At 23.4% G+C, this 13,190-nt stretch carries 12 protein-coding genes; 4 read left to right on the top strand and 8 right to left on the bottom strand.

What is annotated here, in order from left to right; genetic code table 11:
- The first annotated feature begins 628 nt into the window (after positions 1-628).
- Both ACBT_RS01045 and ACBT_RS01040 read left to right on the top strand, forming a co-directional pair.
- Entirely contained in the window at positions 629-1,546 is a 918-nt protein-coding gene (locus ACBT_RS01045; RefSeq protein ID WP_176325379.1) for a tyrosine-type recombinase/integrase, read from the top strand.
- A 57-nt stretch (positions 1,547-1,603) separates the two neighbouring features.
- Positions 1,604-1,795 (top strand): YwbE family protein, encoded by a 192-nt coding sequence (locus tag ACBT_RS01040; protein ID WP_176325378.1) that lies wholly within the window; start codon positions 1,604-1,606, stop codon positions 1,793-1,795.
- 294 nt (positions 1,796-2,089) lie between these two features.
- Here the strand turns inward: ACBT_RS01040 and ACBT_RS01035 are convergent, their stop codons facing one another.
- Positions 2,090-2,389, bottom strand: a complete 300-nt coding sequence (locus tag ACBT_RS01035) for a hypothetical protein (protein WP_176325377.1) — start codon at positions 2,387-2,389, stop codon at positions 2,090-2,092.
- Between the two features lie 314 nt (positions 2,390-2,703).
- Between ACBT_RS01035 and ACBT_RS01030 the strand changes: the two genes are divergently transcribed.
- Positions 2,704-2,976, top strand: coding sequence for a hypothetical protein (locus ACBT_RS01030; protein ID WP_176325376.1), 273 nt, complete (start codon positions 2,704-2,706; stop codon positions 2,974-2,976).
- Positions 2,977-3,011: 35 nt separating this feature from the next.
- Complete coding sequence (locus ACBT_RS01025) at positions 3,012-4,085, top strand: transposase (RefSeq protein WP_228280438.1); 1,074 nt, start codon at positions 3,012-3,014, stop codon at positions 4,083-4,085.
- A gap of 5 nt (positions 4,086-4,090) precedes the next feature.
- Here the strand turns inward: ACBT_RS01025 and ACBT_RS01020 are convergent, their stop codons facing one another.
- The 7 genes from ACBT_RS01020 to ACBT_RS00990 form a co-directional block, all read right to left on the bottom strand.
- A complete protein-coding gene (locus tag ACBT_RS01020; RefSeq protein ID WP_176325375.1) occupies positions 4,091-5,593 on the bottom strand; it encodes a PcfJ domain-containing protein in 1,503 nt (500 codons plus the stop codon).
- 57 nt (positions 5,594-5,650) lie between these two features.
- Entirely contained in the window at positions 5,651-6,430 is a 780-nt protein-coding gene (locus ACBT_RS01015) for an MYG1 family protein (RefSeq protein WP_176325374.1), read from the bottom strand.
- Between the two features lie 179 nt (positions 6,431-6,609).
- On the bottom strand, positions 6,610-6,990 hold the full coding sequence (locus ACBT_RS01010; RefSeq protein ID WP_176325373.1) for a hypothetical protein: 381 nt from the start codon (positions 6,988-6,990) through the stop codon (positions 6,610-6,612).
- Positions 6,991-7,129: 139 nt separating this feature from the next.
- Positions 7,130-8,338, bottom strand: coding sequence for a reverse transcriptase domain-containing protein (locus ACBT_RS01005; protein ID WP_176325372.1), 1,209 nt, complete (start codon positions 8,336-8,338; stop codon positions 7,130-7,132).
- A gap of 204 nt (positions 8,339-8,542) precedes the next feature.
- Positions 8,543-8,824 carry a hypothetical protein gene (locus tag ACBT_RS01000; RefSeq protein WP_228280437.1) on the bottom strand — a complete coding sequence of 94 codons (282 nt, stop codon included), beginning with the start codon at positions 8,822-8,824 and terminating at the stop codon, positions 8,543-8,545.
- Positions 8,825-9,209: 385 nt separating this feature from the next.
- Entirely contained in the window at positions 9,210-12,155 is a 2,946-nt protein-coding gene (locus ACBT_RS00995) for a restriction endonuclease (RefSeq protein ID WP_176325371.1), read from the bottom strand.
- The gene (locus tag ACBT_RS00990) at positions 12,155-13,189 is read right to left on the bottom strand and encodes a virulence RhuM family protein (protein WP_176325370.1); all 1,035 of its coding nucleotides are present in this window, start codon (positions 13,187-13,189) and stop codon (positions 12,155-12,157) included. Before ACBT_RS00990 ends, ACBT_RS00995 begins: the two co-directional genes overlap by 1 nt.
- Position 13,190: the final 1 nt, after the last annotated feature.

Here is a 13,190-nt window from a genome sequence, read left to right as displayed (position 1 = left end):
ATATATGAGTTAAATTCTTATATTTAATTACTAAAATTAATAATATTATCTAAATAAGAAATAATTATTTAATCATAATGATAATATAAATTATATATTAATATAAAATTTATTCAGATTAGCAACATTGAAAATTTTGTTATTTATGTTTAGATATCAAATATTTACTATTTCAATTAAGAAAGAGTAGAAGTAAAATAAGAAAACTAAAAGTAAAGTGTTTGATTATAAATCAAAATTTTTCAATAAATAAGTCCTTATTGATGTAACACCTCAAGAGAAAATATAACTTAACCAACAGATAGAGAATCTGAATTAAATTAAAATTGAAATAAATTGGTATTTAGGAATACTTTAGCTTAATTCCTAGATGGTCTATTTGTTTAAATTTGATTCTAAAAGTGCAATGCGTGGAATGAAAAAGATTCTGGAGATTTACATAAGCAATCATAATAGCTAAAAAATATATTTAGTCAAAAGACTCATTTTTAATAATAGAAAGGCTTTATTAAAATCAATTCCATAGTATTCGAATTAAATTAAAACTATAAAATCTTTTTTATTTATACACTATTATTACTATAATAGTGTATAATATGAAAAAATATGTAGTTTTTAGGAGGTTTTTGTGAAAAATGAAACTTTTGCTTTAGAAATAGAACGATTTTTCGGGCATTTTGTAAATGAGTTAAAACTTACTAATAAATCAAAATATACAATCATCTCTTACAACACTACAATAAAAAGTTTTATTGCATTTATTAGAGAGTATGAAAAATCTATTTCATTTGAAAATTTAAAGAAAATAGACATTATGAATTTTTTAGAGTATAAAAATCAGATGTTAGAAAAACATAGTGAATTAGAAATGAGTAGTAAAAAATTATACATTACTCATTTAAAAACATTTTTTACATTTATAAATGAAAATCTTGATATTGATATAAAATTATCTACTATATTTAAAATAAATATTAAACTTCAAAAAAGAACTCCAAAAGGAGTAGAGAAAGATGATGTAAAAATATTAGAAAAGTATTTAGCTAATTTAAATTTTAATAGCTTTATAGATATTAGATCATCTTTGATATTAAAAATACTTCTTTACACTGGTGCTAGAAGAGGAGAGTTAGAAGTTTTACAAACAAAAAACTTCATTGAAGATGAAGAGTTGTATGTTATACATACAATTGGTAAAGGTGATAAAGAAAGAACTCTATATATCCCTAAAGTTTATATTCAGAAAGAATTATTGTATTACATTAATAATGGTATAAACTATATAGCTTCAACAAAATCAGGTAAAACAATGGATGGTTCTCAAATATATAGATTTTTAAATAAAATTTATAAAAAAATTGGTATTAAATATTCAGGCGCTCATATACTAAGACATACTTTTGCAAAATCAATGATAGCTAAAGATGTAAATATTGTAACAGTTAAAGAGTTACTAGGACATGCAAGTATTCAAACAACAATGATATATACAAATCCAAATCAAAAAGAGGTTCAAAAAGCTTATTTGAATGCTATAAAGTATTAGGAATAAACTAGTAAGCTTAAACCCTTAAAATTAAATATAAATTAGAAAGAAATATAAATGGATCCAAAAAAAAGAATAAATGTAAAAGCAGGACTAAAAGTAAATATAGTTTTAAAAGCTGATCAAAGAACTAATAAATTAACTCAAGGAATAGTAAAAGATGTTTTAACAAACTCACCATCTCATCCACATGGTATAAAAGTAAGATTACAAGATGGGCAAGTAGGGCGAGTGCAAGAGATATTGTAGATTTTTTATTTAAACGAAACCAATTGAGATAAAAAACTTTATTTTTATTAATTATAAGTTTTATTAGGGGTTAGAAATTTCTTATAATAAAAACTCAACAATATAAAATTTAAAAATATATAATTAAAGGAATAATAACAAACTTTAAAGCTTATTGTTTTTCTAAAAAAAATTTGGATTTAAAACTTTCTGTGTGTAAAAATTTACCATATAAAACTTCATTAAAGTCAAATTTATTCTCTCTTCCTTTCTCAAGACTTGATATTATTATTTTATTAGATAGACACCGATTTTCTAATAGTAAGAAGTCCTTAGTTCGAAAATTATCTCATTGTTTCTCATTATTTCAAATCCTTCTTCCATACATCCATTATTAGAGTCAGATATTTTAGTAACTCTTGTGTATTTATATATTTTATCCTCATTTCCTAATTTTGATTTTATATCTATCCAACGATAATTTAGAAAACCAAATACAACTGGTTTGTCTCCAAAGCTTGGGTCTGTTACCATGTTTTCATTTTCTACTCTTTCTAATGAATATAATTCTCTTGTGTGTACAACATTAATTTCAATTACTTTCTGTTTTAACACACGATATCGAAGAAAATTAGTAAAATTATTTATCAATCTTTTGAAAAATTTCATATTATAAATTCTCCTTTTTTTGCACAACATTCTCTATCATTTTATAGCCACCTGATTTAATTCACTTTGTAATTTGTTTAATATTTTGTTCTTTTGTTCCGTTAACACTTTCGAGGATACAAAAAATTATAACTTAATTAACTCAACTTTCGCACATAAAAAATCATCAATTTCTCATGTGTAAAAGCTTTCTAAAGCCCATAAATAGACACTTTTTGATATAATTTCATCACCACAAATCAATTATAAAAGGTATTTTTATGGGTATTGACAATTTTATCCAAACTGCTATGAACAATGTATTAAAAAATCCTATTCTTTCTATTTTAAGAGATATAAATTTTAGTTCTATTTTAAAACAGAGTAATTTTATAAAAAGAGATATTGGAAAATCTCCATATCTAGTTATTTTACATTTTCTGTATATGTTTGTAATAAATAGAAAAATTTCTAGTTTTATGAAATATAGTAATGATAGTTTTCTCAAAGAGAGTGCAAGCACAAGAAAAAAGATGTATATTACAGACTTTTAAAAGATAATCGATATAACTGGAGAAAATTACTATTACTGACATCTGTAAAATTAATTTGTAAATTACATAAACTTCAAAAAACAACTGATACAAAAGTATTGATTATAGATGATACTGTTGAAATTAAAAGAGGTAAATTTATAGAAGGTAGTTGTAAAAATCTTTGGAGCAATAAAGAACATAGAACTGTAAAAGGTTTGAATATTGTATCACTCAATTATAGTGATTGTTATACTGATATGATGTTAGATTTTTCTATTAACTACAACAAAAATCAAATTGTAAATGTTAATGAAAACTATTTTCATCATAAAAGTAATGCTTATAAAAGAAGAGTTGAAGGTAATGATGGTAAAAATATTTTAGCTCTACATATGATTCAAAGAGTTTTAAAATCTGGAATATATGTAGATTATTTACTAGTTGATAGTTGGTATGCTAAACCAAATTTTATAAATGAAGTAAAAGAAAATGGTATTGATGTAATTGCAAGATTATCAAAATCAAATAGAATTTGGCAATTTACAGGAAAATATAATACGCTTGAAAGCTTGTATATTCAAACAAATAAAACCAAAACTTTAAAACTTGGTAACTATAACTCTATTAAATACACTTATGTTTCAACTACAACTACACATAAAACACTTGGAAGAGTAAAAATTGTATTTATTAAAACCAAAGATAATCTTATTCCAATAATATCAACAAATACAAATTTATCTGATATTGAAATTATCAATACTTATAAAAAAAGATGGAACATAGAACAAGGATATAAAGATTTAAGAGAGTATTTTCAATTTGGAAAAGAAGAAAATAGAATCTATGAAGCAATTATTGCTAGAATAACTCTATCGTTTTTAGCTTATAATCTTACAAGCTATATTAATAGAGTTCAAAATGAACCACAAACCTTAGGTAATCTTTTTAGAGATTTAGAATGCCAGCTTGAAACTCTAGCAATATCTATGGAATTATTTGTAAAAATCCTAGAACAAATAATAGAATCTCAAGAAATTGTCAAGAGAAATAAAGATTTAGAACAAATCATTCATATGCTCAGAGTTCACACTAAAAAACAGCTCGGTTTTATGTGCGAAAGTTGAGTTAATTAACTTTCTAAACGTAACATTTTTTCTTCAAAATGCTCTTTGAACCAACCATTTACTAAACTCATCTCTTTATCTTGAAGATCTTGATTATATTTACTTTTAGATTGAAATATTTTATTATCTTGTATTTCAACTGCAAATTTAATTACATTATCTTTGAAAAAACCATATACTATTGTTTCTTTCTCTTTAATGATTCTGCAATATCCTGATAGGCAATTTTGAAGTTTATTTGACCAATCATATAGTTCTATTCCATTCATTGGTAATCTAATATCATAATCTAAGATATCTACACAAGCTTTTAGAAATTTATCTTCAAATTCAAATGTTGTATCAAAATCTATTTTATTCATTAGCATTTGATGATATTGAATAATATCATGGTGAATATTACCTTTGTTACATTTACTTAATATTAAATCATCAGCATCATTAGCAATTTCATAAAACATTGAAACAGAATCATGTAACCAAAATAACTCTGAGTCTTGATATGATATAAAAAGTTTTTCAATTTGCTTATCCCTAAAATATTTAGTTAAAAATTTTATAAATTGATATAAGTTCATTGGATAATTTGTATAAGACATATATAAATTAAAATCTAATGTAATCATTCTATTTAAAACATTTATATCTTTTATACTTCTAGAAATAGAATAAATATAAATAAAATTATAGAAATTATATTCTCTCATTTGAAATTTATAATTATCAAATACTAATTTTTTCAATGATTTTTCTTTTCTATAATTCATCACAAAATCTAATGCTTGAATTATAGTAAGCTTCTCATCTTTAGGTAAGATATCTACATTTTTCCATTTATAAAAATCTAAATCTAGAAGATTATTATATTTCACAAAATAGCAATACTCATCTAAATTAGATGTTTTTAATGCAACTTTAGAGTTAAATGTATATTTACAATTTTGTAACTCTTTTAAAATAGCTCTTTTATACTCTTTTAAATAAAAATTTCTATTAATCAAATCTTCTTGGGAAACATATTTATCAAACATTATTTCTTTTTCAGTTAATTCACCACTTAAATTAAAATTAGTGTGTAACTGTCCTGTATAGTTACCAAATTGATCAATATTAAATTCATAAACATCTTTATAAATATAAACTATTTCATTTCTTGCTAAATCTATTGTTGTTGGAATTTTAATTTGAAAAGCAGCTCTTATTATCTTATTATTTTCATCATAATATATATTTGGTTTTAAATATAAAATATAATCTTCTTTGAATAACTCATAAATTGGTTCATACCAAGTAGAATTATTATTATAAAAATTTGCATCATAAAACTCATTATTATCACAATGTTTACAACTATAATTTTCTAAATTAGTATATTGATCTTTGATTATAATTTCATTATGACCACAACTACAAACAAAGCAATCTAGTTCATAAGGAAGATCTATTTGTGAAAATAGATTTCTAACATTGTTAATATTTTTATTTAAGTGCCATGATAAAGTATTCAAATGTTTATTTCTTTTATTTTTAGTTAATTATATTTTAAACTCTTCGTAATTTATATATTAAATATTTTTTGATAGATATTTAATCATAGTTAATTCATCTTTTGCAATTGCAAAATGTCCACTTGAATGAACAAATTCCATATTATTATCTTGTTTTAATGGATTTCCATTTAATTCAAAAGAACCAACAGTTTTTGAAGGTACTTTTACTTTCCAAGTTCTATCATCTTCATCTTCCCATACAACAGCTTTAACAAATGGCATAGTTATTCCATTTATATAACTTGTCCAATAAGGTGTAAATTCACTTAATTCAATAATTTCTGGATTACGATTAAAATTAAAAGAATTATTTATAATCTCTTTTGCTTTTATCATACCCTCTTCCATATCTTTCATTGATAATATTATATTTTTTGAAAAATTTACTGCTTGATAAAATTGTTCATCTTGTTCTTTTGAGCTTGGATTTCTTGTATTGTAGCATTTAATTAAAGATGAATATTCAAATGGTTTTGCTTTTTCAATACCAACATCATTTCTATCTACTAAATCAATAAGTTTAGATAATTTTGGATATTCTTCATTCAATCCTATATAATCCCAAATTAATCCAGCTGAACTCTTTCCACCTTTATATTGATGATGATCAAAATATTTTATTCCATCAAATTTTTTACCAATATCTATAACAAAATCATATTTAGAAAAATCTTTACAATCATGCTCTACTCTTTCCACTTCTATTTCAAAATCAGTGAAAACTTCTAAAAGTGCAATGGCTGTTATTTCATCTGCATGAAACATTTTATTATGTGTTGCTATTAATTTTTTCATTTTATATAACCTTTGATGTAATCTTAGTTGGATTATATAAACTACTTAAGACATATTCTGTCTAAAAATAAAAAATATACCTTGTTTAAATTATGATTTACAGTTTTGATTTATTTTGAACTATTTAATAGAATTATCTTTTATTTTTATTTATTATCTTAACTATTTGTAAAAAAATTTTAATCATATAGTGCTGTTTTATAAAATTCCATTGTAAATTCATTACATTTTGGGCATTTATAATAACCATAAATATCAAATTTTGGTAACTCAACTCTTTCTTTTTTTCCAAGAAGTTTTGAAAAAAATGATAACTTTTGTTTTGGTGGTTCTGGTTCTTTATTTAATTTGTGTTCACTATATATAACTACATTTTTAGAAGAACAGCTTGGACAACATAAATTTGGATCTTTATAATTACCTTGGAAAAAATCATTACATTCATTACAAGAATATGGATATCCTTCAAATACCTTATGATTCGTCATTCCACATTCAATTTTTATACCTTTCTTTATAAAATCACATTTATTACATTTTGCAGTAATTATTGAACCCATTAAAATCCTTTTATATAATTATCGTATTATAACATAACTAAAAAATTATGCATTTTGAAAATTTTTATTTATAAATCATTTTATCAACAAAGCAAAATATATACTAATATAGCATTGTTAATAAATATTCTATAATCAATTAATAAAACTCTATATCATCATAGAAATCAATTATTAGATCTTTTTCAGAAATTTTATTTTTTTTAAAATCATAAATTATGTAATTTGAATTTGTATTTTTTATCTCATAAATTGCTCTAGAAAATTTCTTTATGTTGTCATACTCTATATTATTCTTTTCACAATTCTCTCTTACAAATTGATCTAATTGAAATAAAAGCTTATGATCATTAATATTTGAAAAAAAACTAATCCAACCATACTTCTTATTTTCAATTATACAGCCTGTTATTTTTAAATTCAATCTCGTAATAAAATAATCCTTTGAATATATTCTTTCATTTTTATACAATGTAAATAATTTACTTATATTTGTGTACATTTTTTGAACTGAGCTATTTCTAACACTAATTAGCTCATTTTCAAATTTATAGCCTAAAAATTCATATAAATCTTCTTTATTACCATATGTAGATTTATTTGAATTTTCTTCAAATTTATGAATTGTTAGCTTTAAATCTCTAAAATCTGATTCTAAATTAATCATTATATTTTCTAAGTGATCTTTATTACATAAAATCAATATATCATCAACATATCTAAAAAACTTCAATTTATTATTGTTATTATATTTTACTTCTAAATCATTTACATAAATTTCTGCAAGAAGTCCTGAAATAGACAATCCTTGTGGAACACCAACATTGTTGTTATATTTTATTCTTTCTTTATTAGAAGTTTTTTCATCTACAGTTGTTTGTTTTATAGCTTTAGTAATTAAATTTAAGATATTCTCATCAAATATTTTAGTTTTTAATTTTTCTAATAATATTTCATGATTTATAGATGGGAAAAAATTTACAATATCTACTTTTATAAAAGCATTAAAATTTTGTCTTTGTTTTATTACTTCATTTACTATAATATTTGCATGTGATTTTGAAGTTAAATTTTCTTTAAAACTATTTGATATCTCATTAAATAAATACTTTAAAACTATTTTATCTCTTAGTGTAGGTATTGATATTTCTCTAGTTTTATTTATAGATTTTATTAGAAGTTTTTGTTTATAAAATGAAAAATCATAACTATTATTTTCTATTTTTCGTTTAATTATTGATATTTCATCATCTATAATCTCATCAAGTTTTTGTTTTGAAATACCGTCAATTCCTGTACTTTGATTTGATTTTAGATTTGAATATATTTTATATAACTTATTTTCCATTTTTAAACCTTGTAAACTAAATTTATGTAGCCCAAAACTTTGCTTTGAAACCCTACACTTAAGTAGAATTATTAGTAATTTTAATGTGAAATACCTTTTTATAAAAAAGATCTACTACAATATTGTAGTAAGGCTACTAATGGAATTTTATTTAATATTATAGACATATTATGTTTATAATTTAATATAATCATAAACTAATACTCATTTTATAAATATTAGTTTATGTAAATAGATAATTGTTGAAACAAAATTAATGATTAATTCACAAATTATTTTAGGGTTTAAATCTTCATTTTGTAGATTTACTTTTTGCTGTTGAAGTGGTGATTTTACTCTTTTGATTTCTACATTACTATTTTTAATTTGATTTTTCTTCAAAATTAAATCTGCTATTTGTCTATTTGCTTCATTTATAAAATCTTCATCTCCATATGGTTCTATATTTTCAAGTTTCCAATCTTTTGCAAGTGCTATTTGTATCATTATTTTTACTTGTTCTTCTATATTTGTTCTATTTTTAACAGATACAATTTCTTCTCCTTTATCTATTATTTTAATATTTTTGGAAAAATTACTAACAATTACTGAGAAAAATAATTTAATTTTATCAATTTTAATAAGTTAATTCAAATAAATAGCTATATAGTAATAGTTTGGCAAGTTTGGAAGTTTGGCAAAATAAATTTAATATATAAAATAAATCTTAAAAAACTACTCTGTAACAACTGGATTGTATATTTTATTTTAAATAAAGACTCTTCCCAGTTGTTTGCTCATTTTTTAAGTAAACTTAAAAAATCGAGCCTTTGAATTTAAATTAAAAAATAATAGTATAGTGACAAAATTAAGTAGAATATTTTTAATTTAACTATTTATCTTTTAATATTTCACTTATAAGTTGAGACAAATCAGGACTATTTAACTTAGTTTGATACTCTACATTTACACCCATTTCACGCAATTTTTTGAAAAATGCTTCAGCACTTTTGATTTGAAGTTTTTCTTTTGTGCTTATATCATCAAATTTATCATATCCTTTAGTTTCTACTACAAAATATAATTCTTTTCCATTACCTATTTCTATTACATAACCAAAATCAGGATTATAATGCCTTCCATGTGCTGTTGGAATATTTACTTTTGGTAATTTTCCAAAAACTGTAATTCTTTTGTCGCTAGATTCATCAATAGCAATTTTTTCTGCTCCACTATCAACCTCCATAAAGTCTTCATCATAGATTGACAAATCTCTTATATTCTTAGATTTAATTTTATATGTTTCTGTACCTAAACTTCCCTCAGGTATAAACTCTTTTAAATTTCCATTCTTATCTGTTAAAGATGTATTACAAGTTTTTATTTCTTTTAAATCATAAGATATTTTATTTATAATAACTTCATAAATTGAACTTACTAATTGTTCTTCTATTTTTTTAAGTGCTAAATTTTCATTTTGATATATTAAATCAAATTTTTCTTTTTTTATACCATGTAATATTTTTGCAACTGTTTGCATACTTAATTTAGTACTATTAGAAACTGCTTTTACAAACTCATATAGTGTAAAAATAGAATGTGTTTCAACACTGATAGTTTCTTTTTCACTATCATGTTTATCTTTATCTTCAATATTTTTATCTCTTTTAACAATAATATCTTGTCCACTTATCAAAAAATTTTCATTTATTTTTTTTATTGCTGTTTCAATTAAAATATCACTATTTATGTCATATTTTACAACTGCATCATAATTTAAGTTATTCCATAAAGTTTTAAACTTTTGGAAATTTTCTTTATGAATTTTTATTTTTCCTTTTTCTTTTTTATCACTTCTATCTTTTGCTTTTATTCTGTTTGTTGTTTTAAAGAAACTATCAAAATACTCTTTTAATTTACTATTATCACAACCTTTTATATCTAAAGATTCTAATTCTTTTGATCTTGTTGAATAATCTTCTTTTGATATGATTATCTCACTCATATCATTCTCATCTATTGAAATAAAGCCTATTTCATCAAGTTTATCAAGTAATTTTACTGCTGTTCTTGAAGTTGTAGCAATATGATTTTCTACCATAATATCTTCGTTAAATAGTTTCGATACTTGCTTAATACTGTTTTCACTTATCTCTTTTTGTATTGAAGTTACAAAATTTTCTTCAGTTGATGGAATAACAACAAAAAGTTCATTTACAAAATCAAAATTACTATCATCTTTTGTAATTCTTTTTCCATCTTGATTTACTGCAAGTCTTAATCCTCTACCTATTTGTTGCAATTTAGATATTTTAGAATTACTAGGAGCTAATTTACAAAGTGTCATTACATTTGGATTATCCCATCCTTCTTGTAAAGCCCATTGAGAAAATATAAATCTAAGATCACTATCAAAACTTAATAATTCTTCTTTTTTATTTAAAATTAGCTCAATAGCTTCTGCTTCATCTCCCTCTTTTTTAGATTTTGCAAAATATCCACTGTGTACTTCTTTTACAGAATCTTTTGTTTTCAAAAGATATTTTTTATAATCTTCATCTAAATTATCTTTTTTTAAAACTTGTTCTAAATTTTTTAAATATAAAGTTTCAAAAAGAAGTGCTAACTTTCCATTAATCCCATCTTCAGTCAAATATTTATCAACTCTATCTATAAAAAACAGACAAAGTGATTTGATATTCAGTTTAAATAATTCTTCTTCTCTTTCAAAATGATTTTTTATAGCTGTATCAACAATAGCTTTTTGCACTTCATCAAGAAGCACACCATAGCTCTCACTCTCTCCAAGAAGTATTGAAATACCATTTGTGAATATCACTTCACTTTTAGTAATTTTTTCAACTACATAACTAGTTAGATATTCAATCCCTACTTTTTCTCCTAAGTTCTCACCATGCTTTAATTCAGTAGGTTTTGTTTTAGAATTAATATCTTTATACTCTATTTTTGCTACATAATCTTTTTGGTTAGCCCCTTTTACTTCTTTAAGCCTAATCGTATGATTATCTACATTTTCATTTCCCACAGTATCGACTGTTATAGCCTTTACAAGTCCCCTACTAAAGGCATCTACACTATCAAGTGTATATATGAGATTTTTATACTCATCACCTTTAAAAGTTGCACCAAACCTTAATGTAAAAAGTGCATTAAACTCTTTTAGATATTTTGCTGTTTGTTTTCCCTCAAATCTATGTGGTTCATCTATAATTATTACAGGTCTTAAATGTCCTATTGCTTGCATATAACTTCGAGAACGACCAATAAGAGTTTGTTCTATTTTATTTTTATTAATACTATTTGTTGCTTTGTTAAATGATTGATAAGTCGATACCAAAACAGAGATATTTTGACTACTTGCATTTATATAATTTAAAACAGTTTTTTCACTATAGTTATAAACTGATATTTGTTTACCGTACTCTTTTGTAAAAAATTCTTTTGTAATATTGATATTTTTAATAGTACCTTGTCGAATTGGATTTGAAGGCACTAAGATTATAAACTTACAAAGTCCATAATCTCTATTTAGCCTATATATTGACTCTAAAAATGTAAAAGTTTTTCCAGTACCTGTTTCCATTAAAGTATCTATAACAAGCTCATCTTTGATAGAGATATCGCCAATATCTACTTTATTTATTTCTCTAACTTTTGTAATATTATTTACTAATATACTTTTTGAAGCTTGTAAATCAAAAGATGGATTACTTTTCTTATTATCATTTGGTTTAAATGCTATATTTTTGAATACATCACTGATACTATTTACTGCAAGTTCTTGATAATCAAGTCTGTCAAATTTTATTTTTAGCATTATTTTTTCTCTTTTACCATTTTTGCAATATTCTCTAAGGCTTTTATATTTTCTATAAACCCTTGTTCTTCTTTTTGAGCTCTTCTTTGTGCAGAAAATATTTTATATTCATCTTTAGCTTTTTTATCTGCTTCTTTTTTTGAAACTTGTCCAAAATTTTGTAAAACATCTCTTTCATTAAACTCTAAAAATGCATCTAATTTATTTTCCCAATCATTTAAAAACACTTGTTGTTTTCTTTTAGCTTGATCTTCTGCATAATCCAACCACATTACAACTATACGATTAAGTTCTTCAATCTCTTTTTCACTTAGATAATTTTTAGCCACTGTTATATCTGTACTTTTTATACTATCTGTAGAAAGAGTTGTAATACCCATATTTGGTAAACTAGCATTTGCTCTTTGAGAAATAATTTCAGCTGCTGTTAATTTTGTAATAGCAAAATGAAGTTTATTTTGTATATGCTGAAAAAATCGTGTTGTTTCACTCCATGAAGGATCATAATCACTAGCAAGTGCAAATATCTCTTTCACTCGCAAGTATACTCTTCTCTCACTAGCCCTTATATCTCTAATTCGCTCTATCATCTCTTCAAAATAATCAGGAACCAAAGAATTTGCTACAGGAGGATTTTTAAGCCTTTCATCATCCATTGCAAAACCTTTTACAACATACTCTTTTAGTATATTATTTGCCCATTTTCTAAATTGTACACCTGTTCTACTTCGTACTTTAAATCCAAGAGCAATTATCATATCTAGATTATAATATTTCACATCAGTTGATTGAGTTTTTCCCTCTATTGCACCATGCTGAGTGGTTGTTCGGTAATTCCGAACAACCACTTTTTCATCTAGTTCTTCATCTTCAAAAATAGTTTTAATATGTTCACTTATAGTTGATTTAGATTTTCCAAAGAGTTCACAAAGTTGCTTTTGGTTTAACCACAAAGTCTCATTTTCAAGTTTTACATCAAGTTTTGTTTTCCCATCTTCACTTGAATAGATAATAATATTTAGATTTTCTTCCATA

Origin of the sequence: Aliarcobacter cibarius (assembly GCF_013372265.1) — a bacterium.
Classification (GTDB): Bacteria; Campylobacterota; Campylobacteria; order Campylobacterales; family Arcobacteraceae; genus Aliarcobacter; species Aliarcobacter cibarius.
Note: the sequence above shows the minus strand (reverse complement) of the source record. Positions and strands in the feature narration are given on the sequence as shown.